The sequence below is a fragment of the Neorhizobium sp. USDA 3394 genome (assembly GCF_056280385.1).
The window spans coordinates 982,226-1,005,629 of record NZ_JBWCDU010000002.1; the positions used below are offsets into that span (position 1 = coordinate 982,226).

Consider the following 23,404-nt stretch of genomic DNA (forward strand, 5'->3'; position numbering starts at 1 on the left):
CGGGCCGAAGAACCCGTCGAGGACTTAGGGAGGAAATCATGATCATCAGGAAGATGCTTTTTGCATCTGTCGCTATCGCTTGCATTGCCGGGCCGGTCTCCGCCCTGGCCGATACTTCGGGCAAAAAGATCGCCCTTTCCAACAATTATGCCGGCAATTCCTGGCGCCAGGCCATGCTGACGAGCTGGGACAAAATCACCAAGGAGGCCGTCTCCAAGAAGATCGTCGCCGCCGCCGATCCGTTCACGACGGCCGAGAACCAGGCGACCGAGCAGGCGGCCCAGATCCAGAACATGATCTTGCAGGGCTATGACGCGATCGTCATCAATGCCGCGTCGCCGACCGCGCTCAATGGCGCCGTCAAGGAGGCCTGCAATGCCGGCATCACCGTCGTGTCCTTCGACGGTATCGTGACCGAGCCCTGTGCGTGGCGCATCGCGGTGGATTTCAAGGCGATGGGCGAAAGCCAGGTCGAATATCTCGCCAAGAAGCTGCCGAAGGGGGGGAACTTGCTGGAGATTCGCGGTCTCGCCGGGGTTTCGGTCGATGACGAAATCCATGCAGGCATCCAGGCTGGCGTCCGGAAAAACCCGCAGTTCAAGATCGTCGGTGCCGTCAACGGCGACTGGGCGCAGGACGTCGCACAGCGGGCCGTCGCCGGCATTCTTCCGAGCCTTCCGGAAATCACCGCCGTCGTAACCCAGGGCGGCGACGGTTACGGCGCGGCCCAGGCATTCGCTGCAGCCAATCGCCCCACTCCGACCATCGTCATGGGCAACCGCGAGGACGAACTCGTCTGGTGGAAACAGCAGAAGGACAAGAACGGCTACGAGACGATGTCCGTCTCCATCGCTCCCGGCGTTTCGACGCTTGCCTTCTGGGTGGCCCAGCAGATCCTCGACGGCAAGCAGGTGAAGAAGGACCTTGTGGTCCCCTTCCTGCGCATCGATCAGGGCAATCTCGAAACCAATCTCGCCGGCACCCAGAAGGGTGGCGTCGCCAATGTCGAGTATTCGCTGGAAGACGCCCAGAAAGTCATCAGCGCAGCCAAGTAGGCTGATCCTCCCCAAGACAGGATGCGGCGCCCTTGCGCGCCGTGTCCCGATCCGTGCCCGGCTGCCTCCCGAACTGTCGATGACGTGTTTCGCATGAATGAAGTGACTACAAGACAAGAGGTCGTTGCCGCCCGCGGCATCAAGGTCACCTTCGGCGCCGTCAAGGCCCTGGACGGCGCCGACCTTGTCATCCATGCCGGCGAATGCGTCGGATTGGTCGGACATAACGGTGCCGGCAAATCCACGATCGTCAACGTCATCAACGGCGGCCTGCCCCCCCATGCAGGCGAAATCAGCTATGGTGGTGTCCGCGCCCAGCACGGCATCTCGACCGCGCGAGCCAATGGCGTTCGCTGCGTTTTCCAGGAATTGTCGCTTTGCCCCAACCTGACCGTCAATGAGAACGCCCGCATCATGCACGCGGAACTCGCAGGCTGGAACTGGCGCAGCAGGGCGGGCGCCCTCGTCAAACTCCAGTTGCAGGAAATTTTTCCCGGCCATGGCATCGATTGCGACAGCACGATCGACGACCTCTCGATCGCCGAGCGACAGATGGTCGAGATCGCCGTCAGCTTCGCCGGCCTGAACCAGAAGCCGAAACTCGTCATTCTCGATGAACCGACATCTTCGCTCGACGCTGGGCTGGCGGCGCAGCTGATGGCCTATATCCGCAGGTTCGTCGGCGAGGGGGGATCGGTCCTGCTGATCTCGCACATCCTGGGCGAAATCCTCTCCACCTCGGACCGCATCGTGGTGATGAAGGATGGCCGGGTCGTCGCCGATCGCTCCGCATCGGAGTTCAGCAAACGCAGCCTCGTCGAAGCCATGGGCAACGTGGCGCGCGAAAAGGAGTGGCAGCGCACGGGTGACAAACGCAATCGAGCGCCGGTGCTTGGCGCCCCTGCGCGACGGGGGCACGGTCTTGCCTTTGAAGCCCATCGCGGCGAAATGATCGGCCTTGCCGGTCTCGCAGGCCATGGCCAGACGGAAACGCTTCTCGACCTCTATCTGTCTCGCAACAGCAACTGGTGGCCAGCCCGCCGGAAAGAGATCGCCTTCGTTGCCGGCGACCGCAGCCTGAACGGCATATTCCCGCTCTGGAGCATCCTGAAGAACCTCAGCGTCGCATCGCTTGGCGATTTTTCCGCCAGGACCATCGTGGACCGTAACCGCGAAGGCGCGCTCGGCAACGGCTGGAAAAAGCGCATCGAGATCCGCACACCGGATATGGAAAACCGCATCCTGTCGCTCTCCGGCGGCAACCAGCAAAAAGTGCTGTTCGCCCGCGCATTGGCGACGAGCGCGAGGATCGTGCTGATGGACGATCCGATGCGCGGCGTCGATGTCGGTACCAAGCAGGAAGTCTATGACATCCTCCGCTCTGAAGCGGCAGGCGGCCGCACCTTCATCTGGTATTCGACGGAAATGGACGAGATACGTCTCTGTGACAGGGTTTATGTCTTCCGGGAAGGAGCGATCGTCGCCGAACTCGCAGGCGACGAGGTCACTGAGAAGAACGTTCTCGAAGCCTCCTTCAGCGGAGGCGAAGCGGCATGAGGATATCCACCGGCACGATCCGCCTTGTCATCCCCGCCGCTTCGTTGGCACTGCTGCTTGCTGCCGTCTTCTACATGCAGCCGCGCGCCATGAGCTATACCGGCCTCAACCTGCTCTTCAATCTCGCCGTGCCGATCGCCCTCGCGACGGTGGCGCAGATGCTGGTCATGGCGGTCAACGACCTTGATCTGTCGATGGGCGCCTTCGTCAGCTTCTGCGCTTGCGTGACCGCGACGTTCCTGCAGGCCTCCCCGGCGGTTGGGGTGCTGATTTTCCTCGGTGCTATTGCGGCTTACGCCGTGATTGGTGTCGTCATTCACGTCCGAGAACTGCCCTCGATCGTCGTGACCCTCGGTATGAGCTTCGTCTGGAGCGGACTCGCGGTCCTCATGCTGCCATCTCCGGGCGGCGAAGCTCCGGGCTGGGCCCGCTGGCTGATGACCTCCCGGCCCCCCTTCGCGCCGATGGCGATCGTCGCCAGCGTCATCATCGCGCTAGTCACCCATTTCGCCATCATGCGCTCCTCCGTCGGCGTGCTGATTCGCGGCGTCGGCGGAAATGTCCGCTCGGTTGAACGCGCGGGTTGGTCGGTCATCCGCATCCGTGCGGGAACCTATGCGCTGGCCGGTTTTTTCGCCGTGCTGTCCGGCATCGCGCTTGTCGGCCTCACGACGTCGGCGGATGCCAACATAGCCCTGCGCTACACATTGCTGTCGATCGCGGGTGTCATCCTCGGCGGCGGCGAGTTCATCGGCGGCAAGGTATCCCCGATCGGCGCCGTCATCGGGGCGTTGACCCTGACGCTCGCCGGTTCGTTCCTGTCCTTCATGCGCATTTCCCCCGACTGGCAGATCGGCGCTCAGGGAGCAATCCTCATCGTCGTTCTGGCGCTGCGCCTCCTCCTCAACCGCCTGGAAAAGCGGGAGAAGAGCCGATGAGCGGCGTACGCCTTCTCTACTCCAAACCCTGGATCTGGTCTTTCGCGGCCACGATTGCCGTCTGGATCGCTACCGTCCTCTTCACCGGCGGAGCAAGCTCGCTCGGCCTGTCGCAGGCGGCTCTGACTTTCGCAGCCTTCTCCGTCATCGTCGGCCTCGGCCAGATGTTCGTGATCACGCTCGGCCCCGGCAATATCGACCTCTCCGTGCCCGCCACGATGACCCTTTCCGGCACGCTGGCGCTGAAGCTGATGGACGTACAGGACGGCATGATCGTCGTCGGCCTGCTCGCCTCGATCCTGCTGGGCTTTGCGATCGGTATCGGCAACTACGTGCTTATCAAGCTGCTGCGCATCCCGCCGATCATCGCGACGCTGTCCATGAGCTTTATCATCCAGTCGACGGCGATCTGGACGAACCGCGGCCTGCGCATCAAGCCCCCGGAGATACTGGCGAACTTCACCACATCCAATCTGTTGGGTGTTCCCAATATCGCCATCGTCGCGCTCATCCTCTCGGTGATTGCCTGGGTCCTGCTCGAAAAGACAATCTATGGCCGCTGGATCTCGGCGATCGGTCAGAGCACGTTAGCCGCCCGCATGACGGGAATTCCGATCGACGGCACGCGGCTCGTCACCTACATTCTTTGCGCGGTCCTCGCCTCGATCTGCGGTTACCTGCTTGCGAGCTTCTCCGGCGGCGCAGCACTCAATATGGGTTCCGAATACCTGCTCATGTCGATCGCGGTTGTCGTGATCGGCGGCGCCGCCGTGGCGGGTGGCAATTCCAACATTCCGGGCATATGGGGGGCCTCGCTGTTCATGTTCCTTGTGGTGTCGATGCTCAACACCTATGGCTTCGGCGCCGGGTTCCGTCTCATCCTCACCGGCCTCATCATCATCGCCGTCATTCTCCTCGCCGGCGGCCGTCAAGCCAACCGATGAACAACTCCAATCGGACACATTCCCATGCCGCAGAAAACCTCCATCTACGAGATTCACGACGAAGCCTTCCGGCAGTTGATCGTCGCCAGCGCAGCCCTCGAGGAGCTTTATTCCGACTGCCGCTGGGCCGAGGGACCGGTGTGGTTCGCTGACCTGAATTGCCTGATCTGGAGCGATATTCCAAACCAGCGGATGATGCGCTGGGCACCGGAAGGCGGTGTTTCGGTGTTCCGCTCACAGTCGAATTTCGTCAACGGCAATACGCGCGACCGTCAGGGCCGGCTGGTGTCCTGCGAACACGGCGGCAGGCGCGTGACGCGTACCGAGATCGACGGGTCGATCACCATTCTGGCCGACCGCTACCAGGGCAAGCGCCTCAATTCGCCGAACGACGTCGTCGTGCGCTCGGACGGCAGCGTCTGGTTCACCGATCCGACCTACGGCATCAAGTCCGACTACGAAGGTTACCGGGCCGAGCCGGAACAGGATACACGTAACGTCTACCGCCTCGATCCGGCGAGTGGCGATCTTGAGGCGGTCGTCACCGATTTCGGACAGCCGAATGGTCTTGCCTTTTCTCCGGACGAAACAAAACTCTATATCGCCGACTCCGCCTCCAGCCACGACATCAGGGCGCCGCGGCACATCCGGGTGTTCGATGTCGTCGACGGCAAGCGTCTCGCCAATGACCGGATTTTCTGCAGCCTGGACAACGGCCTGCCGGATGGTTTCCGTGTCGATGTAAAAGGAAATGTCTGGACGAGCGCCGGCGACGGCGTGCATTGCTTCTCGCCCGGCGGGGTGCTGCTCGGCAAGATCCTCGTGCCGCAGACGGTCGCGAACCTCACCTTCGGGGGGCCGCGCAGGAATAGGCTGTTCATCACCGCCACCAAATCGCTCTATTGTGTATTCGTGGCGACCAACGGCGTGGCATTGGGCTGATTGCGCAGCTCATGAACGCGGTGTGGGATTCTGCGCCGACGGATCGTTGCGAATAGCTGTTGCAGCGACGGGGGTGCTGAGCCCCGCCGGCGCTTTGCAGTTCGGCGGCCCGTTATTTGCTCGCCGCCGGAACACTTGGCCGCGGCGATAGTTCCATGGCGCTGGCTTCGTGATCGGCACGAGAGCTGGGAGAAAGGGATCGCGATGGAGCGGATCGAGGGATCATTTCCGTGGAAGCCGGTTCGATGAGAAGAGGCGGATCAAAGGCCGTGAGCGAAGAGGATTCGATCGCGGACCGATATGGTGTCGAGGCGAAACGGCCCTCGCCAAGCGGCGAGGATGTACCTGTCCCGGAAATCGGCCGGCGAAAAATACTCTCGGCATTAAAGGGGCTTCCGCCTGCCCGGACCCCGCATTTCGCTTCCGATCCGCCGAAATGTTTCCTCCCGGATTTCGCGAGCACCGATCGGGTCTGGGGGCTGTCGTGCCAGCTTTACGAATTGAGGTCGGAACGGAACTGGGGGATGGGCGATTTTGCCGACCTCCGATCGGTCATAGGCCTGGCAAAAGCGTGGGGAGCCGATTTTGTCGGCCTCAATCCCCTCCACGCCCCGTTTCTTGCCGCCCCCGACCGATGCAGCCCCTACGAACCGTCCAACCGTGGGTTTCTCAATCCGCTCTATATCGCCGTCGATGAGGTCGAGGGCTTTACATGGTCTCCGGAAGTGCAGGGCGAGATCGAGCAATTGCGCCTTGCGCCGTTGGTGGATTACGGACGGGTGGCCCGCGTAAAGCTCGATAACCTCCGCAGGGTCTGGCGGAGTTCAAAGCATCTGCGAAGGGAAAACAGTGTCGCCGATCGCGAATTCTCGACGTTTCGTCACGATGGTGGCGAGGCGCTCCGCCTTCATGCGCTGTTCGAGGCCATTTCCGAGGCCCAGGTGGTTTCGGGCGGAGAGGCGGGCTGGCACCGCTGGCCGGAACCATACCGTGATCCGAAAAGCAAACCCGTGTCCCGCTTCGCCGAAGAACACGAAGATGAGGTCGCGTTTCACATGTGGCTTCAATGGCTGGCGCATCGGCAGCTCTTGGAGGCTGCCGATCACGCGCAGAAATTGGGGATGCGTATAGGGCTATACCTCGATGTCGCGGTTGGCGAAGCCCTCGATGGTTCCGGGACCTGGAGCAACCGCGGGATCTATGTCCAAGGCGCGAGCATAGGTAGCCCACCGGACCCGATGGCCGCTAGCGGACAGGACTGGCGGCTGGCGGCTTTTCACCCCTCGGCGATTGCCGAAGGCGAGCCATCTCCGTTCGAAAAGCTGATGTCCGCTGTCATGCGATATGCCGGTGCTGTCCGTATCGATCATGCCGCCGCCCTGCGCCGGCTATTTCTGGTGCCCGCGGAAAATGGACCCGAGCAGGGAGCCTATGTCGCCTATCCTCAGCCGTCGCTGATCGCCACGCTGGCGGCATTGTCCGAGAGATACCGCTGCGTGGTGATCGGAGAGGACCTCGGCAACCTGCCGAAGGGATTACAAGCCGAATTGGCAGCGGCGAATATCCTGTCCTATCGGATAATATCCTATGAGCAGACCAGGAATGGCTTCAGGCCGGCCGCGGACTATCCGTCCCTCGCACTTGCCTGTGTGTCGACCCACGATCACCAGACTTTTGTCGGATGGTGGAAGGCGGCAGACGTCGAGATGCGCATCAGCCACGGGCTCGTTTCCGGCGACGCTGGCCGCCAGCAGATGAAGGACCGCAAGAGGGAACGAAGACAGGTTCTGCGGGCGTTCAAAGCGGCCGGGCTCCCGGTCGCTGCAACGGGCGAAGCCACGGTGCGCGAGAATGACATTTCGGCACTGGCCGTGATGGCGCACCGTTTCATCGCGAAGACGCCGTCGTTGCTCGTGGCAGTGCGATTGGCTGACGTGACGGACGAGAAACAGCCCACGAACGTACCGGGGACCAGTGACACCTACCCGAACTGGAAACCCAAACTATCGGTGACCGTTGAGGAGCTGGCGGATCTGGCCCATACCCATCCCATCATCGTTGCGGTCGGCGAGGAACGTCGTTCTCCACGCGCCGTTCAATCCACTCAGGTCGAAGGGCGTCATCACTCGAACCGGAACTGAGAGGAAGGCGATCACGCACGGAAGGATCGGCGACGCCATCGCTCTGCCGTCGCGGCGACCTGGATGACTGGGGATCACTGGAAGCGATTGTAAGGTAGGATCGAAAATCCAACCGCACGGCTTTTCAGGCACAGCATCTGTATTCAATAGGATGGGAGAGGCCGGCGGCTGTCAAATGATGCGCCGGCATCTCACTGGCTTCGCCTTTTCGGCTCGACCTTTTGTAGTCTAAACGTGCAGTGCCGATTAAAGGGCGCTGACGTTTTCGGCCTTTGATTTTCCAGTTTTGCGGTCCTGGCCTAGCTCATAGCTTACCTTTTGTCCCTCTCTCAAAGATCCGCCTCGTTCCAGTGCGGAGACATGCACAAACACGTCCGCTCCACCATTCTCGGGCGTGATGAAGCCAAACCCTTTGTCTTCGTTGAAAAATTTGACAGTACCGGTAGGCATGAAGGCTCCTGATGTTTGCACGGCCGTTGCCGCGAGCGGGAGCCTATAGCGCATTCCTCCCGCTTTCAAGGCATGCGCGACTTCCTTGTTAACGAGACGCATCTTGTCGGGTGCTTGGCGGTAAGGTTGAGGTTGTCGGATTGGTGGTCAGGGACGGGGAGATTCGATCGTACGATCGCAGCCGGGTTCGTTCCCGGAAGATCTCAATCGATCGGTTGGCATGGCCGGTGCACCTACCGCTCAAGGCGTCCTCCTCGCAGGACCCCTGAGGATTTTCACAAGTGATCCGTCATCAGGATGTTAACAAAGACAAATACCTAAATTCCCGGGACATCTTTTTGGATGGTGCATGGAGCGGGGCAACTCGCTGCCGAATAACGATGCCCGGCCATCGGGCCATTCGTCGGGCGCTGATAACGGCCATGAGGGAAATAACCGATGGAACGTTTCTTTCGACAGACGCATGGGCTGGGTGCGGCTGGCGCCCCTCTTTGGGGACTCATCGGGATCGCTTTCATGCTTTGGCCAACAGTGGTCATGGCCGATCCGATCCGCGGGGCTGGATCAACCTTTGCTGCACCCATTATCGCCAGATGGGCCGAGAACTACGAGAAGGCGCGCATGGACGACGGCGATTTCAGTTCGCCGGACTGGACCGTCGACTATGAATTGGTGGGTTCCCTGGCTGGTTTGATGCGCCTCGACCAGCCAGAACTCGACTTTGCCGCATCAGATGTGCCTGTTTCGCATGAGGAACTGGCAAAGCATGGCCGGCAGCAGTTTCCGATCGTGCTCGGCAGCGTGGCTGTCGCCGTCAACCTCGATGGGATCGAGAAAGACGGGATCAAGCTTACCGGACCTATTCTTGCCGACATCTACCTGGGAAAGATCAAGTCCTGGGCCGATCCGGCGATCAAGGCCGTAAATCCGGATATCGCGTTTCCCGACCTGGCGATCGGCGTCGTCACGCGCAAGGACGGTTCGGGGACCACCTTTATATTCACGGAGTATCTGTCGTCCGTCAGCCCGGAATGGAAGGCGACCCATGGTGCGGATACTCTGATCAAGTGGCCCATCGGAACCTCCGTGGAGGGCACCCAGGATCTCATACGCTCCGTGCAGGCGACCAAGGGCGCCATTTCTTATGCCGATTTCGGCCAGGTGAAACGGGCAAATCTCCCCTACGCGGCCATCGGTAACAGGGCGGGCAAGTTCGTCAAGCCGGGGCCGGAAGGCGTGCGGGCCGCCGCAAGCGCGTCCTCTTGGGATGAATCGAAGGATTTCGCGGTGTCGTTGACCGACCAGCCGGCCGAGGGGGCATATCCGATCGCCGGGGCAACTTTCGTGGTCGTTTCCAGGAAGATAGGACCGCACAGGTTCGGGCGGGTTCAAGACTTCTTCCGCCTCGCATTCGAAAAGGGTGGCAAGGACGCCGAGGCGCTGGGCTACGTGCCCGTGACACCCCAAATGGTCAGCCAGATCGTCAAATACTGGCTGAAGAAGGACACTGCCGCCAGCCAGTAGGCTGGTGCTTCGTAGCCAGGTTTTTCACTCCGGCGTTCCGGGCCGGTTGCGAAGGCCTTGTTGGATCGCGCCGCCACGGCGTCAAAAAGGGGTTAGGCGTAATGAATATTGATATCTTTAAGGATATTCTGGTCCCCGTCATCGGCGGCCTCGGGATTTTCATGCTTGGTCTGGAGTTCATGTCGAACGGCATCCAGGCCCTCTCCGTCAACAAGATGCGGGCGTTCCTCGCCAAGGCAGCGGGGACGCCGATCAAGGGCGTTATTGCCGGTACGGTCATCACCGGGGTCATTCAATCCTCCACGGCCATGACCGTCATGGTCGTGGGCCTCGTCAACGCAGGCGTCGTCGGCCTGCGGCCGGCCATCAGCGTCATCATGGGGGCGAATATCGGCACGACCCTTGGAAACGGTCTGATCGCCCTGCCGCTCGGTCCCCTCGGTCTGATCTTCGCCGGCACGTTCTCGCTGGTCTATTGCTTTTCCAAGAACGAGAAGGTGCGCAATATCGCGCTGGCCTGCATGGGCTTTGCGCTGATCTTTTATGGCCTCAATCTGATGACGGGTGGTCTCCGGCCTCTGCGCAGAATACCGGAGGTCATGGCCGTTCTGTCGACGTTGACGGCGGACTCCTATTACAATCTGATCAAATGCGTGCTGATCGCCGCCGGCGTCACCGCGATGATCCATTCATCGTCCGCAACGATCGGGATCGTCATGGGGCTCGGCGCCGCGGGTGTCCTCGACTGGACGACAGCGGTTGCCTTCTCGCTGGGTGCCGATCTGGGGACCACGATCACCTCGTGGATCGCTTCCCTCAATCTTTCGAAAAATGCCAAGCGCGCGGCCTACGCGCATATGTCCTTCAACATCATCGGCGTCTGCATCACCGTTCCGCTGTTCTTCGTCTCGATCGATGTGCTGGCATGGGCGATGCAATGGTTCGGCGGCGATCCGGGTGTCGCCGTCGTGATTGAGGGCAAGGAAACCTTTCCGCTGGTTCCCGTGGCCGTCGGTCTCTATTCCACGTTCTTCAACGTTTTCAACACGGCGCTGCTGTTTCCCTTCGTCGGCGTGTTCGACCGGGTCCTGTCGCGGATCGGGCGCACGGATGCCGAGGATGCGGAGGATTATTCGACACCGAAATTCCTCGACCGCAAGCTTGCCGGCAATTTTCCCCTTGCGGTTCCGGCAGTGCAGAAGGAAACCGCCCGGCACCTTCAGGCCGGTGCCATGTTCCTGGACATCGCCCGTTCCGCCAAGTCGGCCCCATCCGATCCGGGCGAACACTATCTCGCCACCGATATCCTCAGCCGCGATATTCGCGACTATACCGCATCGCTGATGAAGGAGGATCTGCCCTACGAGCAGCTCGATCTCGTCGAAAGCCTGATCGAGGAGGCGGATTTTACCGCGGCCCTGACGGAATCGATGCATCAGGTTGCCCGGCGGGTAAGGCGTGAAAAGTTCAGCAGCCAGGCCCAGGCGATCGTCGATGTCGCATTGAACAAGCTGGGCACCGCCCTGCAGGAAATCATGCCCGATCACGGCGTCACCAGTCCCGACATGCCTGCCGGTCATGTCAGTCTCCCCGAAATAGAGGAACTGCGTGCCCGCACGCTGGCGCTCGGACCCAATGCCGGCGCTGCGGAACGTGGCACCATCCTTGCGCTGCTCGGTTCGATCGAACGGGCGCAGATCCTGATCCACCGGATCGATGCGGAGCGCAAGTCGGTGAACCGGCAGAGCATACTGTCGCGCGTGTCGCGCAAGCGCGACGAACAGGCTCGTCCCGTCAGCAGCAACGAGGCCGGGTTCAGTCCGATGCCAGCCGAGTAACGGACATTGCCGTCAAGATCCGCGCGTGGCATCTTCGCGATAGAAGATGCCACGTCCTCGCGTTAAGGGATGACGGCTACCCGTTGCCGCTGCGCAATCTCTTAACCACGGAGGCTCGAATGAGCATTGGCTTGATCGCCCTTCTTGACGATGTCGCGGCCTTGGCGAAGGTGGCTGCCGCGTCCCTCGACGATATCGCCGGGCAGGCAGCCAAGGCCGGCGCAAAAGCGGCAGGCGTCGTCATCGACGATGCGGCGGTCACGCCCCGCTATGTCACCGGATTTTCGGCCGAACGCGAATTGCCGATCATCGGCAAGATCGCGCTCGGTTCGCTGAAGAACAAGCTTCTGATCCTGCTTCCCGCCGCACTCGTCCTAAGCCTTGCCGCACCCCAGGCCATCACGCCGCTGCTGATGATCGGCGGACTCTACCTCTGTTACGAGGGTGTGGAGAAAGTCTACGAAATGCTGCTGCCGCATGCTGCTCACACCCACGAAACAGGCCTCGAAACCGCAAGTCTCAGCGCTCAGTCGCTCGAAGACGAGAAGGTTGCCGGCGCGATCAAGACGGATTTCATTCTGTCGGCCGAAATCATGGCCATTACGCTCGCCGCGGTGCCGTCAGGCAGCGTGTTCACCCAGGCCTTCATCCTTGCAGTCGTGGGATTGAGCATAACGGCCATGGTTTATGGTGGCGTGGGGTTGATCGTGAAGGCCGACGATCTGGGTCTGATGATGGCGCGTGCGCAGACGGCGCCTCCCATGGGACCGCTGGTGCGCGCCATCGGGCGAGGGCTTGTCACCGGCATGCCTTATTTCCTGAAAATCCTGGGTATCGTCGGAACGGCTGCGATGATCTGGGTCGGCGGCGGCATCATCGTTCACGGGCTGGAGGCTTATGGTGTCAGTGGCCTTGCGCATCTGATCCATGATGCCGGGAAAATGACCGTCCAGGCTATCCCCGTTCTGCCCTCCGCGCTGCGCTGGATCGTCGAGGCCGCAGGAGCGGGAATCGTCGGTATTGTCCTCGGCTTCGTCACGATTCCGGTCGCAAGCTATGTTATCTCGCCGATGTGGCGCTACTTCAAATCACTCCTGCCGCGCCGCCGGCCCAAAGAGGCATTGGCGGACGAGAAAAAATGAATGCCGGGTCGATGCCGGCAATGATCGACTGGACAGGCTGGAGATAGAGCTACGACAGAAAGTAATACGATGGCTCCGCCGCCTGTACCAAGTACCAAATTCCGAACGGCCGCAGCATCGGCAACACGTCGACAACTGTTGTTCATGAACGGTGTTTTGTGGGGTTTGCCTGTTCGGCATTATGCGGGTCCATGGGGCGAAGCAGCTTGGACGTGTAGGATTGTCGCGGCCCTTACCCGCCGCGAGCTCAACCGTGACCTCAGCAGTGCCACCAGAACAAGGCCGGTCCTCAATCGTCGACCGCGGCAAGCCTGTCCATGTCTTGATGACGTCGCGCCGAGCTTGCGGAATCCACCAAATTGCCATATATGACCTAATAACCAGTCCTGCATGCCGTATCTGGATCATTGCTATGGGATCGCCGAAATCAAAGTCCGCCCTCCAAAGGCTCGGGCACGACGTCCGCGGCGCTCGTTTGCGGCGCGGCATCGCCGTGGCCGATCTGGCGGTGCGTGCGGGCACGTCGCCGAGTACCGTCGCGCGCCTGGAAAAGGGTGACCCCGGTGTTGGAATCGGCACGCTCGCGGATATCCTGGTTGTGCTTGGTCTTGTGGACCGACTGGCCGACCTGATCGACATCCGCAAGGACGATCTGGGCTTGGCGTTGACCGCCCAACGCCAGCCGCGCCGCGGGCGGTCCTTTGCGACCACACTACGCAGACAAAAAGCCAAGGGTGAAATGGCGCAGGATGATCCAGATGTCGTCGATCCGGACGGCGCAGCATTCTGATGCCCGACTTCAACGCCCATGTCGTTCTCGGCGAGAGCCTGATACCGGTTGGTCAGTTGCGTTTCGCGCAGGCAGGCCCCCGACAGTTCTCGACTTTCGCCTATGATCCAGCCTGGATCGAGAGCCCCCGCGCCTTTGCCGTGCAGCCGAGCTTTGCCCTTGAAGCTGGGCCATTTCACACATCTGGTCAGCCTGGAAACATCCGCGACGCATTGCCGGGCGTCTTCGCCGACGCCGCGCCGGATAGCTGGGGCCGCAGGCTTCTCGAACGCACATATGGTAACGGCCTTTCCGAGTTTGAATATTTGACGCTGTCCGATGATGGGTGCCGGCAGGGCGCGCTGCGGTTTGTGGACGATAGGGGAGAAATCATCCGGGGGCGAGCGGCCGACACAATACCACGTCTGATCGATCTGGAGGCCATCACCGCTATCGCCCGGGCCTACGAGCAGGGCAAGGAGATATCTGCCAAGGACATGCAGATCCTCGCCGGTGCAGGCGGTTCGGGCGGTGCGCGTCCCAAGGCGAATGTCCGCGATGGCGAGACGCTCTGGCTCGCCAAGTTCACTTCGGTTCATGACCAGCAGCCGATCGAGTGCGTCGAGGTCGCCACGCTCCGGCTCGCCCGGGCCTGCGGTATCCGCACTCCCGAAGTCAGGCTGGAACTCGCCAATACGCCGTTCCCGGTCGCTCTGATCCGGCGGTTCGACCGGCGCGGGACTGCGCGTATCCCCTACATCTCGGCCCGTACTGCCCTTGGCAAGTCCGGCACAGAGCTCGGTTCCTATACGGAGATCGTCGATTTCATGAGGGCAAATGCCGCTGATCCGCAGGCCGATTTCCGCGAACTCTTTCTGCGCCTGATCTTCACCATCCTCGTTGCGAACAAGGATGACCATCTGAAGAATCACGGCTTCCTCTATGTGGGGGCAGGCCGCTGGCGATTGTCCCCGGTTTTTGATGTGAACCCTGCGCCTGACCGAAATCCGCATCTCGAAACGGCGATATTGGAAGGTGGAGTGCACGACCGGTCGATCCGTCTGGCGCTGGAGGCATGCGAGTTTTTCGAGATCGCGGAAGCAGACGCTCGTCGGATGATCCGCGATGCGGCGCAGTGTATTTCTGATGAATGGCGTGACACGCTTCGACTGGCCGGCGTCTCCGGGTCCTTTGCCCGCCAATATGAAGCGGCCTTCGTGAACGACCAGACCGAGATAGCGCTGGGTATTTAATGTGTAAATGTGAACGATATAGGCATATAATTAGCCATATATGACGAATACGTCGCGCGGCACGTTCACGGCGTCATATCCAGCGGGCGCGTTTGAAGCGAACGAAGAGTGCGATGCACATGACGGCGATGACTGCCAAAACGACAAAATAGCCATAGCTGGTTTTCAGTTCCGGCATATTGTCGAAATTCATGCCGTATATGCCGGCGATCGCCGTCGGAACGGCGAGAATGGCGGCCCAGGCCGCAAGTTGCCGCGTGATCGTGCCTTGTCTTTGCTGTTCGAGCAGATTACTCGCCTCGAAAACGGACGTGATCACGTCGCGCAAGCTTGCGACCATCGTTTCGACGCGGTGCATGTGCTGAAGTGCGTCCCGGAAATAAGGCTTCGCTTCCCTGTCAAGCGACGGCAAATCGAGGTGGTAGAGTTTTCCGCAAAGGTCGAGCATTGCGTCCAGAACCCGCTGGAACAGGATAATTTCCCGTCGCAGCTTGAAAATGCGCTTGATCTGGTTCCGGTCCAGGAAGGCATCGAGCATCTTTCGCTCCATGTCGAGCACGGAATCCTCGATCGTGCGCACAATGGGAAGATAACCGTCGATAATGAAATCGAGGATCGCGTGCAGGATGTAGTCAGTGCCATGGCACAGCGTCTGCGGCGATGTTTCCAGTCTGCCGCGCAGCTCTTGATGTCCCCGCTCCGAGCCGTTGCGGACGGTTATGATATAGCGCTTGCCGACGAAAATTGCTGTTTCCCCATACGTGATATGGTCGGCTTCCAACTGCGCCGTCTTCGCGATGACGAACAACTGATCGTCATAGACGCTGAGCTTCGGCATTTGCAGCGGACTGAGCGCGTCGGCGACGGAGAGTTCGTGAAGGCCAAAACGACCCTGCAGCGTCAAAAGGTCTTCGCGGGTGGGCTTGTGCAGCCCGATCCAGACGAATTCGTTGTCCATTGCCGGGATGGCCGCCTCGTCGAATGGCACGGCTTCAACTCGCCGGCCGTCACGATAAAGAAAAGATGCGGCGACGCTCATGCGGGCCTCCTGGATGACGATGATCACGCCCTCGGGGCATGCCTTGCCAAGTGATACCCGCGAACTCACGACCCTTTTGTGACTATGCGACACCGCCTGCCTGCGTTTGCCGGATCGTGGTCAAGCATCATCACGTGTGGCGTGCCTTTGTGGAGTTTCGGCAGGCGCCGTGATAAGAGATGGGTATGACCTTATCGAACGATTTTGATTGCCAGGCATGCGGTGCGTGTTGTTCGTTTTCCGCCGATTGGCCACGGTTCTCCATGGAAAGCGAAGCTGACCTCGATCGGCTGTCGGCACGTTTCGTCGCTGCGGACGAAGGAGGAATGCGTTGTGAAGGATCCCGTTGTTCTGCCTTGTCAGGGCAGGTCGGTGTCGGCACATCCTGCCTTGTCTACGATATCAGGCCTGACGTGTGTCGCGAGTGCCTTCCAGGAGACGCTGCTTGCTTGATCGCGCGTGACGCTTTCGGGTTGAATTCCGCGTAGGGTTCGTCGACATTTCGGTCGTGTCCTCGGCGAGCCGGATGCAGATTGTTCACCGCCGCCGGCCGATCCCCGAGGCGGAGGCATGCGAATCCGCTCAGGATCGCCAAAAGGCTACATCTGCGACATGTCGTCCAGCAGGTTCTGCGCCAGTTCGCTGATGGCGGTTTCCGCTTCTTCCAGCGTCCAGCCGACGCTTTCGGCGCGTTTTGCAAGGCCGGCCAACACTGGCGGCAGATCACCGCCAGCCGTCGCCACGATATCGTCCGGCGTCAGTCCCCTTGCAAGCTGAAGAAAGACCTGCTCCAGGGCTTCCTGACAACCGATATCCCTGTCCGGATAGGGCGCGGAACTGCGCGGCCTGTTCAATACAACCATTTGACCCTCATCTTGCTCTGCAGTCTGGGCGGCTGGCAAACAACTGCGGCCCACACCGCGTCCGCCACCACCGGGGCTGCCGATCGATATTTTCCCGAATATACGAATGAAGGGCCCCGATCGATCGGAGCCCTTCACAGCAGAAGACGTGATCGAGTTCCCGACGGGAACCCGTTTACATCATGCCGCCCATGCCGCCCATGTCAGGCATGCCGCCGCCGGCGGCATCCTTCTTCGGCAGATCGGCAATCATGGCTTCCGTCGTCACCAGCAGGCCGGCGACCGAAGCCGCGTTCTGCAGAGCCGTGCGAACCACCTTGACCGGATCGACGATGCCCATGGTGATCATGTCGCCGAATTCGCCGGTCTGGGCGTTGTAGCCGTAGTTGTCGGTATCGCTTTCCAGGATCTTGCCGACCACGATCGAGCCTTCGCCGCCGGCATTCTCAGCAATCTGGCGAACCAGGGACTGCAAGGCCTTGCGGATGATGCTGATCCCGGCATTCTGATCGTCGTTCTCGCCCTTGATGTCGAGAACGATCGAGGCGCGAAGCAGGGCCGTACCGCCGCCAGGCACGATGCCTTCTTCGACGGCAGCGCGCGTTGCATTGAGGGCGTCGTCGATGCGGTCCTTCTTTTCCTTGACTTCGATTTCCGTCGAACCGCCGACGCGGATCACGGCAACGCCGCCAGCCAGCTTGGCCAGACGTTCCTGCAGCTTTTCGCGGTCGTAGTCCGAGGTGGTTTCCTCGATCTGGGCCTTGATCTGCCCGATGCGTCCGTCAATGTCCGCCTTGGTGCCCGCACCATCGACGACGGTGGTGTTCTCCTTGGTGATCGAGACCTTCTTGGCGCGGCCGAGCATCTCGAGCGTGACGTTCTCGAGCTTGATGCCGAGGTCTTCCGAAATCACGGTGCCGCCGGTCAGGATCGCCAGATCCTCCAGCATGGCCTTGCGGCGATCGCCGAAGCCCGGAGCCTTGACGGCAGCGATCTTGAGGCCGCCACGCAGCTTGTTGACGACGAGCGTTGCAAGAGCCTCGCCCTCGACATCCTCGGAAATGATCAGCAGCGGCTTGCCGCTCTGGACGACTGCTTCCAGGATAGGAAGCATGGCCTGCAGGTTGGAAAGCTTCTTTTCGTGCAGGAGCACGTAGGCATCTTCCAGCTCAGCCACCATTTTTTCGGCATTGGTGACGAAGTAGGGCGACAGGTAGCCGCGGTCGAACTGCATGCCTTCGACGACTTCGAGTTCGGTTTCGGCGGTCTTGGCTTCTTCAACCGTGATGACGCCTTCATTGCCGACCTTCTGCATCGCGTCGGCGATATACTGGCCTATTTCCTTCTCGCCATTGGCCGAGATGGTGCCGACCTGGGCGATCTCTTCCGATGTGTTGATCTTCTTGGCCTTGGCAAGCAGGTCTTTCACGACGGCGGTAACGGCAAGGTCGATGCCGCGCTTCAGGTCCATCGGGTTCATGCCGGCTGCAACGGCCTTGCCGCCCTCGCGAACGATCGCCTGGGCAAGAACGGTAGCAGTCGTGGTGCCGTCGCCGGCGACGTCGTTGGTCTTCGAAGCGACTTCGCGGACCATCTGGGCGCCCATGTTCTCGAACTTGTCGTCAAGTTCGATCTCCTTGGCGACGGTGACACCGTCCTTGGTGATCCGCGGTGCGCCGTAGGACTTGTCGATCACGACGTTGCGGCCCTTCGGACCGAGCGTCACCTTCACTGCGTCGGCGAGGATATCGACGCCGCGCAGCAGCTTCTCGCGTGCATCACGGCCGAATTTGATCTGTTTGGCAGACATGGAAAAACTCCCGGGCCGTTGGCCCCATGGTCTTCGTCAAAAGGAAATAAGGAAGCGGCCGAAGATCAGGCGATGACGCCCATGACGTCTGCTTCCTTCATGATCAACAGGTCTTCGCCGTTGAACTTGATCTCGGTGCCGGACCACTTGCCGAACAGGATGCGGTCGCCTGCCTTGACATCGAGGGGAACGATCTTGCCGCTCTCGTCGCGGGTGCCGGTGCCGACAGCGACGATTTCGCCTTCCTGGGGCTTTTCCTTGGCGGTGTCGGGAATGATGATCCCGCCCTTGGTCTTGGCTTCGGCCTCGATACGGCGCACGACGACACGGTCGTGCAACGGCCGAAAATTGGTATTGTTCATTTTGGGTTCCTTGGCGGGAGCGCAGCCCAATGGCGGGTTCCCGATCGGACATCCTTAGCACTCTTGTGGTGAGAGTGCTAGCGCGATTCGTGCTTTGGTGGTGATGCTGCGTCCGCAGCGACGCCGTCTCGTTGCCGCAGGAGGGTTCGCCGGCATCGGGGACGTCGGCGGGTCACTTGCCGCACCCCTAGCAGAAGCCGTTGAGCTTGAGGATCTTATGGGCGTCGATCGAGGCCCGGAGCTGATCCTCCGAGTTGCGCTCTCCATTGTTCGCGTCCGGATGATGCATCTTGAGCTTCTGCTTGTAGCGGCTTCTGATTTCCTCCGGCGTTGCGTCCGGTGAAAGGCCGAGCGTCTCGAAAGCCTTGGCTTCCAGTGCCTTGAGCTTACGTCGCTGAAGATCTACTTTTGCGGCTTGGCGTTGCGCAGCGCTTTTGCGTGCGTTCGTCGCTTTTGCCGAACCGGAGCGAGCCATGGAGGGCAGCGGCATCTCCGAGGCCTGCTTTACACCGGTGCCCCAGGTCGGGCGGCTGCCGTTTGCCGCTTCCCGCTGATAGCGCGCCACCAACGGGTCGGAGAGATTTGGCGCGAAGTTATAACCTTTGGTGTATTCCTTTACGTGCTGAGGACAGAACAGCAGATAAAGGCCCTCGGCATCCCGCCCTACAGGAGCACGATGAGTGCCACCCTTTTCGCATCCGTCCCACTGGCATTTCGGATGGTTCGGTTCGGCGCTCGGAGCCGGTTTTTTGCGGGTCGACCGCAGGCCGACAAATATCTTTGAATCAGACGTCATCGCGCCTTATATGGCGGTCCTGCGCCAGCAGGCAAGACATATGGACAGGCCAACCACAGACCTGTGCGTTGCCACGGCAGTTCAGCGCTCAACCGAGCGGGTTGAGATCCGCTGCGCTAACCCTTTCCTGCAAGATCCACCGCCGCCCGCCATATTGGGGCGTGCCTGGAACGCAAATCTCCGTAGACCAGAGCAGTCTCCACGAGGCGCCAAAACTAAAGGTTGACTTATGGGTAGGCAGCCTCTATTTATGGTTCATCGATCTTTTGCTTGCTGAACTTTGGTTTCCGCGCGCTTAGCACCGCGCCTGACGAACTTCCCTTTCAAAATCAATCGCTATCATCCATTCTCAGGGCTTTGGCTCCGGGGTCACTCAATCTTGCTTTGAAAGGGTTCATCATCATGACCACAGGCACAGTTAAATGGTTCAATTCCACCAAGGGCTTCGGCTTTATCCAGCCTGACAATGGCGGCGCTGATGCGTTCGTGCACATTTCTGCCGTCGAGCGCGCCGGAATGCGGGAAATCGTCGAGGGCCAGAAGATCGGCTACGAACTCGAACGCGACGTAAAGTCCGGTAAGATGTCGGCTTGCAACCTGCAGGCTGCCTGACCAAAAGCGGCTTCCGCTTTGACCACGGATGTACTGGCACTGCTGGAAGCTGATTTTTTAAAGGGCCGGGCATCATGTCCGGCCTTTTTTGGTTTTCGACCCTGCATATTTGCAAACAGGAAATAATCATGACGCACAGCAAGACCCGGCAGCAGGCCGAGATGGCCTTTGACCAGGTTCAATCGCAGTTTTTCGCTCGCGACCACGCGGTCGAAGAGCTTGATTATGTCGCGCAGGTACGGGAGGCGAAGACCCTGCGCCTTCGGGAAGCCCGCCTTGCCAGGGAGGAGCGCGACCGGAATACCGCTCTCGGCATCATGCTCGCGAAGCGCGCGAAGCAGAAGCAAGTGTGAACAACACCGTGACCACGCGCAGCCCCGAATGGGGACTGGAGCAACTGCGCGGCGCAATCCAAGCGGCGGGCGTGGCCTTGTGGTCCTGGAACGTGGACACCGACCGTTTTGTTATGGACGGTCACGGCTTTACTCTCTGGGACGTCGCACACGATGTCGCCCTGACGTTCGAGCACCTGTCCGAGAAAATACATCCGGCCGACAGGGACAGGGTGAGGGCGGCCTTTGTCGCGACACGCGCCGTGATCGGCCCTTACGAGATCGACTTCCGGATATTGGTCGGATCGGAGGTGCGATGGGTATCAGCACGGGGGCAAGGCAGTGATGCGGGCATCAAGAACCGGGCAATGACGGGGATCTTTCTGGACGTCACGGGGCGCAAGCAGGCCGAGGAAAGCCATGAACTCCTTGCTGGCGAAATGAGCCACCGCGTCAAGAACCTGCTTGCTATCGCGTCGGGTCTGACCCTGATTACCTCACGATCGTCTGCGTCGATCGAAGACATGACGAAGCAACTGACCAACCGGCTGACCGCGCTCGGTCGCGCCCACGATCTTGTTCGTCCGCTACCGAGTGGCCAGGGCGATGCCGCGCTTCTCGGAGACATCTTTACCGTTTTGCTCGCCCCCTATGATGACGACGGAGCTTTTGCCGGACGGATCAGGGTGGCCGTCCCTCGTCTCGGCGTCGGTCAGGCGGCTGCGACGGGCCTGGCGCTCGTCGTCCACGAATTGGCAACCAACGCCTTGAAATATGGCGCACTCTCGGTGCCGGAAGGCGCGCTCGATGTATCGGGGACGATGGTTGGGAATGACGTCGAAATTCGCTGGACGGAAAGAGGCGGGCCTGAAGTCAGCACCCCTGAGGGGCCCGGTGGATACGGAAGCAAGCTTCTCCGCCGCACGCTGGCTGGCCATCTGGGTGGCGCTCTCGAGCACGTCTGGTCCGCGGAAGGATTGCTCGTGACCCTGCGCATGGATGGCGATCGACTGTCGCGTTAGCCTTCTCTAAACCGACACACCTGCACAGCAGCGTCGGTGCCTTCTAAAATTTGCCCCCTTTTATTGACGATCTGGAATTCCAGCGATTTGGCGGGCTGTCGAGAGTATTCAACCAGCCTGAAATCCTCCGTCCGTTTCTTTCGGGCCGATCGGATATTCTGCTCATAGAGGCTGGCCATCATTGCCGAGGCGATATAGAAGCCGGATCCACCAACAGGCAGATCACGATGGATGACTCAATCAAGATAGACAATCGCGGGGACTTCGGGCTCTGGGCCATCGAAGTGGCCAAGCAGATCGTCAGCGAACAGGGTTTTGACCTGGCCAAAGCTTCGCGGAGCGGCACGGAAGACGAGGTGCGCGTCGCCGGCAATGCGCTGGGGCAGGCGATCACCGATGCACTCATCGAGGTCTATGACGGTCTGCTCGAAGGAGCGCCGGAAGAATAGCGCAGCGTTGAATCGGCGCGGGGAGGGCACGTGCTCTTCGCACCGTGCCTATCGGTGGTGCCAGAAAATTGGCCAAGGCCACCCCAGGGCGACCTTGGCGATTGCGATAGAAAAAGGTGATTATTCGGCAGGCTGGCCCGCCGGTATCAGTACCGCCTCTTCGGCGTCGACGCCGCCCGCCATGGCGGCGGCAAACTGTGTCCGGTCCAGCTCGTTTTCCCAGCGCGCGACAACAATGGTCGCGACCGCATTGCCGATCAGGTTCGTGAGCGCCCGGCATTCCGACATGAAGCGATCAATACCGAGAATCAGCGCCATGCCGGCGACCGGCACGGATGGAACGACCGAAAGTGTCGCCGCCAGCGTGATGAAGCCGGCTCCGGTAATGCCTGCCGCTCCCTTCGAGCTCAGCATCGCGACCAGCAGCAGCAGGACCTGGTCGCCGAGCGTGATCGGCGTGTCGGTCGCCTGGGCGATGAAGAGTGCGGCAAGCGTCATATAGATGTTGGTGCCGTCGAGATTGAAGGAATAACCAGTCGGAATAACGAGACCAACGACCGAGCGCTTGCAGCCGGCGCGTTCCATCTTTGCCATCAGTCCGGGCAACGCCGCTTCCGACGAGGAGGTGCCGAGCACAAGCAGCAGTTCTTCCTTGATGTAGCGGATCAGGGAAATGATCGAAAAGCCGTTGTATCGGGCGACGGCGCCGAGGACGACCAGAACGAAAAGAAGCGAGGTGAGATAGAACGTGCCGATCAGCATGGCCAGGTTGGCAATCGAACCGATGCCGTATTTGCCGATGGTAAAAGCCATGGCGCCGAAGGCGCCGATCGGGGCAGCCTTCATCAGGATGGTCACGAGACGGAAGATCGGCGCGGTCAATGCCTGCAGGAAATCGAGAACCGGACGGCCGCGTTCTCCGACCATGCCGAGCGCGATGCCGAACAGAACCGAGAAGAACAGCACCTGGAGGATGTCACCCTGTGCAAAGGCGCCGACGATCGTCTCCGGGATGATATTCATCAGGAAGCCGGTGATCGTGGCGTCATGGGCTTTCGCCGTATAGGTCGCCACCGCCTTGGCGTCGAGCGTGGCCGGATCTATGTGCATGCCGGCGCCGGGCTGGACGATATTCGAGACGAGCAGACCGACGGCGAGCGCAAGCGTCGAAAAGGTCAGGAAGTAGATCATCGCCTTGCCTGCGACACGCCCGACCTTCTGCAGGTCGGCCATGCCGGCGATGCCGGTTGCGACCGTCAGGAAGATCACCGGCGCAATAATCATCTTCACCAGCTTGATGAAGGCATCGCCGAGCGGCTTCAGCGACGCGCCTACATCCGGGTAGAAATGACCGAGCAGGATGCCGGCGGCGATTGCCACGAGAACCTGGAAATAAAGGTGGCGGTAGAAAGGAAGTTTGTCGTGCGTTGGCACATCGGAAATCATTGCGTTCATCATGTCCTCCATGGCGCCCCAACCAATTGGCCTCCCGGGGCGGTGGCGTTACTGTTGCTGCAGGTGTGCTGCTGGCTTTGCCGGAGCAACATGCATGCCAGAGGGACGGTT

23 protein-coding genes are annotated in these 23,404 nt (G+C 60.5%); 16 read left to right on the forward strand and 7 right to left on the reverse strand.

Features of this window, described 5'->3' with window-relative positions:
- Positions 1–38 precede the first annotated feature (38 nt).
- From ACZ9EJ_RS26225 to malQ, 6 genes are all read left to right on the forward strand, one after another.
- On the forward strand, positions 39–1,055 hold the full coding sequence (locus ACZ9EJ_RS26225; protein WP_046630311.1) for an ABC transporter substrate-binding protein: 1,017 nt from the start codon (positions 39–41) through the stop codon (positions 1,053–1,055).
- A gap of 93 nt (positions 1,056–1,148) precedes the next feature.
- Entirely contained in the window at positions 1,149–2,612 is a 1,464-nt protein-coding gene (locus ACZ9EJ_RS26230) for a sugar ABC transporter ATP-binding protein (protein ID WP_046641013.1), read from the forward strand.
- Entirely contained in the window at positions 2,609–3,550 is a 942-nt protein-coding gene (locus ACZ9EJ_RS26235) for an ABC transporter permease (RefSeq protein ID WP_046641014.1), read from the forward strand. Before ACZ9EJ_RS26230 ends, ACZ9EJ_RS26235 begins: the two co-directional genes overlap by 4 nt.
- Entirely contained in the window at positions 3,547–4,494 is a 948-nt protein-coding gene (locus tag ACZ9EJ_RS26240) for an ABC transporter permease (protein ID WP_046641015.1), read from the forward strand. The genes ACZ9EJ_RS26235 and ACZ9EJ_RS26240 overlap by 4 nt, the downstream gene beginning before the upstream one ends.
- Positions 4,495–4,518: 24 nt before the next feature.
- Complete coding sequence (locus ACZ9EJ_RS26245) at positions 4,519–5,436, forward strand: SMP-30/gluconolactonase/LRE family protein (RefSeq protein WP_046641016.1); 918 nt, start codon at positions 4,519–4,521, stop codon at positions 5,434–5,436.
- Between the two features lie 269 nt (positions 5,437–5,705).
- Positions 5,706–7,577: a 4-alpha-glucanotransferase gene (gene malQ / locus ACZ9EJ_RS26250; protein ID WP_476100114.1), complete on the forward strand. Its 1,872-nt coding sequence runs from the start codon at positions 5,706–5,708 to the stop codon at positions 7,575–7,577.
- A gap of 246 nt (positions 7,578–7,823) precedes the next feature.
- Here malQ and ACZ9EJ_RS26255 read toward each other — a convergent pair whose 3' ends face one another.
- A complete protein-coding gene (locus ACZ9EJ_RS26255; RefSeq protein WP_037079265.1) occupies positions 7,824–8,027 on the reverse strand; it encodes a cold-shock protein in 204 nt (67 codons plus the stop codon).
- 516 nt (positions 8,028–8,543) lie between these two features.
- Here ACZ9EJ_RS26255 and pstS point away from each other — a divergent pair.
- The 5 genes from pstS to ACZ9EJ_RS26280 all read left to right on the forward strand — a co-directional run bounded on the left by pstS (position 8,544) and on the right by ACZ9EJ_RS26280 (position 14,553).
- A complete protein-coding gene (gene pstS / locus ACZ9EJ_RS26260; RefSeq protein WP_476100116.1) occupies positions 8,544–9,551 on the forward strand; it encodes a phosphate ABC transporter substrate-binding protein PstS in 1,008 nt (335 codons plus the stop codon).
- A gap of 101 nt (positions 9,552–9,652) precedes the next feature.
- On the forward strand, positions 9,653–11,389 hold the full coding sequence (locus ACZ9EJ_RS26265; RefSeq protein WP_046641018.1) for a Na/Pi cotransporter family protein: 1,737 nt from the start codon (positions 9,653–9,655) through the stop codon (positions 11,387–11,389).
- Positions 11,390–11,508: 119 nt separating this feature from the next.
- A complete protein-coding gene (locus ACZ9EJ_RS26270; RefSeq protein WP_046630325.1) occupies positions 11,509–12,531 on the forward strand; it encodes a DUF808 domain-containing protein in 1,023 nt (340 codons plus the stop codon).
- A 412-nt stretch (positions 12,532–12,943) separates the two neighbouring features.
- Entirely contained in the window at positions 12,944–13,321 is a 378-nt protein-coding gene (locus ACZ9EJ_RS26275; RefSeq protein ID WP_046641019.1) for a helix-turn-helix domain-containing protein, read from the forward strand.
- Positions 13,321–14,553: a type II toxin-antitoxin system HipA family toxin gene (locus ACZ9EJ_RS26280; RefSeq protein WP_046641020.1), complete on the forward strand. Its 1,233-nt coding sequence runs from the start codon at positions 13,321–13,323 to the stop codon at positions 14,551–14,553. The genes ACZ9EJ_RS26275 and ACZ9EJ_RS26280 overlap by 1 nt, the downstream gene beginning before the upstream one ends.
- A gap of 73 nt (positions 14,554–14,626) precedes the next feature.
- On the opposite strand, the gene ACZ9EJ_RS26285 is transcribed toward ACZ9EJ_RS26280, so the two are convergent.
- On the reverse strand, positions 14,627–15,592 hold the full coding sequence (locus ACZ9EJ_RS26285; protein WP_046641043.1) for a magnesium and cobalt transport protein CorA: 966 nt from the start codon (positions 15,590–15,592) through the stop codon (positions 14,627–14,629).
- 185 nt (positions 15,593–15,777) lie between these two features.
- Here ACZ9EJ_RS26285 and ACZ9EJ_RS26290 point away from each other — a divergent pair, with 185 nt between their 5' ends.
- Positions 15,778–16,080, forward strand: a complete 303-nt coding sequence (locus ACZ9EJ_RS26290; protein ID WP_080955766.1) for a YkgJ family cysteine cluster protein — start codon at positions 15,778–15,780, stop codon at positions 16,078–16,080.
- Between the two features lie 111 nt (positions 16,081–16,191).
- Here ACZ9EJ_RS26290 and ACZ9EJ_RS26295 read toward each other — a convergent pair whose 3' ends face one another.
- From ACZ9EJ_RS26295 to ACZ9EJ_RS26310, 4 genes are all read right to left on the reverse strand, one after another.
- Positions 16,192–16,455, reverse strand: a complete 264-nt coding sequence (locus ACZ9EJ_RS26295; RefSeq protein ID WP_046630331.1) for a hypothetical protein — start codon at positions 16,453–16,455, stop codon at positions 16,192–16,194.
- Between the two features lie 175 nt (positions 16,456–16,630).
- Positions 16,631–18,265 carry a chaperonin GroEL gene (gene groL / locus ACZ9EJ_RS26300; RefSeq protein ID WP_046641021.1) on the reverse strand — a complete coding sequence of 545 codons (1,635 nt, stop codon included), beginning with the start codon at positions 18,263–18,265 and terminating at the stop codon, positions 16,631–16,633.
- A gap of 65 nt (positions 18,266–18,330) precedes the next feature.
- Positions 18,331–18,627, reverse strand: coding sequence for a co-chaperone GroES (groES, locus tag ACZ9EJ_RS26305; protein WP_037079031.1), 297 nt, complete (start codon positions 18,625–18,627; stop codon positions 18,331–18,333).
- A gap of 187 nt (positions 18,628–18,814) precedes the next feature.
- Positions 18,815–19,423, reverse strand: coding sequence for a J domain-containing protein (locus tag ACZ9EJ_RS26310; protein ID WP_046641022.1), 609 nt, complete (start codon positions 19,421–19,423; stop codon positions 18,815–18,817).
- Between the two features lie 402 nt (positions 19,424–19,825).
- Between ACZ9EJ_RS26310 and ACZ9EJ_RS26315 the strand changes: the two genes are divergently transcribed.
- From ACZ9EJ_RS26315 to ACZ9EJ_RS26330, 4 genes are all read left to right on the forward strand, one after another.
- Complete coding sequence (locus ACZ9EJ_RS26315) at positions 19,826–20,035, forward strand: cold-shock protein (RefSeq protein ID WP_037079037.1); 210 nt, start codon at positions 19,826–19,828, stop codon at positions 20,033–20,035.
- A gap of 128 nt (positions 20,036–20,163) precedes the next feature.
- Complete coding sequence (locus ACZ9EJ_RS26320; protein WP_080954107.1) at positions 20,164–20,388, forward strand: hypothetical protein; 225 nt, start codon at positions 20,164–20,166, stop codon at positions 20,386–20,388.
- A complete protein-coding gene (locus ACZ9EJ_RS26325; protein ID WP_046641023.1) occupies positions 20,385–21,389 on the forward strand; it encodes a sensor histidine kinase in 1,005 nt (334 codons plus the stop codon). The genes ACZ9EJ_RS26320 and ACZ9EJ_RS26325 overlap by 4 nt, the downstream gene beginning before the upstream one ends.
- 227 nt (positions 21,390–21,616) lie before the next feature.
- Positions 21,617–21,838 (forward strand): hypothetical protein, encoded by a 222-nt coding sequence (locus tag ACZ9EJ_RS26330; RefSeq protein WP_046641024.1) that lies wholly within the window; start codon positions 21,617–21,619, stop codon positions 21,836–21,838.
- A gap of 120 nt (positions 21,839–21,958) precedes the next feature.
- Here the strand turns inward: ACZ9EJ_RS26330 and ACZ9EJ_RS26335 are convergent, their stop codons facing one another.
- Positions 21,959–23,305, reverse strand: coding sequence for a dicarboxylate/amino acid:cation symporter (locus tag ACZ9EJ_RS26335; protein ID WP_046630346.1), 1,347 nt, complete (start codon positions 23,303–23,305; stop codon positions 21,959–21,961).
- Positions 23,306–23,404: the final 99 nt, after the last annotated feature.

Excerpts from the sequence above, each read along its gene's own strand:
- ACZ9EJ_RS26240 (WP_046641015.1), top strand. The coding sequence starts at position 3,547 with ATGAGCGGCGTACGCCTTCTCTACTCCAAACCCTGGATCTGGTCTTTC.
- ACZ9EJ_RS26335 (WP_046630346.1), bottom strand. The coding sequence starts at position 23,305 with ATGGAGGACATGATGAACGCAATGATTTCCGATGTGCCAACGCACGAC.
- ACZ9EJ_RS26225 (WP_046630311.1), top strand. The coding sequence starts at position 39 with ATGATCATCAGGAAGATGCTTTTTGCATCTGTCGCTATCGCTTGCATT.
- ACZ9EJ_RS26270 (WP_046630325.1), top strand. The coding sequence starts at position 11,509 with ATGAGCATTGGCTTGATCGCCCTTCTTGACGATGTCGCGGCCTTGGCG.
- ACZ9EJ_RS26255 (WP_037079265.1), bottom strand. The coding sequence starts at position 8,027 with ATGCCTACCGGTACTGTCAAATTTTTCAACGAAGACAAAGGGTTTGGC.
- pstS (WP_476100116.1), top strand. The coding sequence starts at position 8,544 with ATGCTTTGGCCAACAGTGGTCATGGCCGATCCGATCCGCGGGGCTGGA.
- ACZ9EJ_RS26285 (WP_046641043.1), bottom strand. The coding sequence starts at position 15,592 with ATGAGCGTCGCCGCATCTTTTCTTTATCGTGACGGCCGGCGAGTTGAA.
- ACZ9EJ_RS26265 (WP_046641018.1), top strand. The coding sequence starts at position 9,653 with ATGAATATTGATATCTTTAAGGATATTCTGGTCCCCGTCATCGGCGGC.
- ACZ9EJ_RS26310 (WP_046641022.1), bottom strand. The coding sequence starts at position 19,423 with ATGACGTCTGATTCAAAGATATTTGTCGGCCTGCGGTCGACCCGCAAA.
- ACZ9EJ_RS26320 (WP_080954107.1), top strand. The coding sequence starts at position 20,164 with ATGACGCACAGCAAGACCCGGCAGCAGGCCGAGATGGCCTTTGACCAG.
- ACZ9EJ_RS26235 (WP_046641014.1), top strand. The coding sequence starts at position 2,609 with ATGAGGATATCCACCGGCACGATCCGCCTTGTCATCCCCGCCGCTTCG.
- ACZ9EJ_RS26315 (WP_037079037.1), top strand. The coding sequence starts at position 19,826 with ATGACCACAGGCACAGTTAAATGGTTCAATTCCACCAAGGGCTTCGGC.
- ACZ9EJ_RS26330 (WP_046641024.1), top strand. The coding sequence starts at position 21,617 with ATGGATGACTCAATCAAGATAGACAATCGCGGGGACTTCGGGCTCTGG.
- ACZ9EJ_RS26275 (WP_046641019.1), top strand. The coding sequence starts at position 12,944 with ATGGGATCGCCGAAATCAAAGTCCGCCCTCCAAAGGCTCGGGCACGAC.
- ACZ9EJ_RS26230 (WP_046641013.1), top strand. The coding sequence starts at position 1,149 with ATGAATGAAGTGACTACAAGACAAGAGGTCGTTGCCGCCCGCGGCATC.
- ACZ9EJ_RS26245 (WP_046641016.1), top strand. The coding sequence starts at position 4,519 with ATGCCGCAGAAAACCTCCATCTACGAGATTCACGACGAAGCCTTCCGG.
- groES (WP_037079031.1), bottom strand. The coding sequence starts at position 18,627 with ATGAACAATACCAATTTTCGGCCGTTGCACGACCGTGTCGTCGTGCGC.
- ACZ9EJ_RS26295 (WP_046630331.1), bottom strand. The coding sequence starts at position 16,455 with ATGGTTGTATTGAACAGGCCGCGCAGTTCCGCGCCCTATCCGGACAGG.
- ACZ9EJ_RS26280 (WP_046641020.1), top strand. The coding sequence starts at position 13,321 with ATGCCCGACTTCAACGCCCATGTCGTTCTCGGCGAGAGCCTGATACCG.
- groL (WP_046641021.1), bottom strand. The coding sequence starts at position 18,265 with ATGTCTGCCAAACAGATCAAATTCGGCCGTGATGCACGCGAGAAGCTG.
- ACZ9EJ_RS26290 (WP_080955766.1), top strand. The coding sequence starts at position 15,778 with ATGACCTTATCGAACGATTTTGATTGCCAGGCATGCGGTGCGTGTTGT.